This window comes from Halomonas sp. SIMBA_159 (assembly GCF_046536035.1).
In the GTDB taxonomy this organism is placed as follows: Bacteria; Pseudomonadota; Gammaproteobacteria; order Pseudomonadales; family Halomonadaceae; genus Vreelandella; species Vreelandella venusta_A.
On record NZ_JAWJBT010000374.1, the window covers coordinates 1 to 279 of the forward strand.

Genomic DNA, 279 nt, shown 5'->3' on the forward strand with positions numbered 1-279 from the left:
GGGATTGATATTTCTCATGAAGATTTACGCGTTGTTGGGGGTGTTTCATTTTTGGATTATACAACTAGCTATAATGATGATAATGGACATGGAACACATATAGCTGGAATAGTTGGAGCTCTTGATAATAATAAAGGGATAATAGGTGTAGCACCAGGTATTGATTTATACAGTGTTAAAGCGTTAGATAAAGACGGCAATGGTAAGTATAGTAATGTTATTAAAGGTATTGATTGGGCAATAAATAATCACATAAAAATTATTTCAATGAGTATTAAT

General features: G+C 31.5%; 1 protein-coding gene. It reads left to right on the forward strand.

The window, feature by feature from the left end:
* A partial coding sequence (locus R0J87_RS19670) for a S8 family serine peptidase (RefSeq protein ID WP_498888361.1) occupies positions 1 to 279 on the forward strand: 279 nt, incomplete at both ends.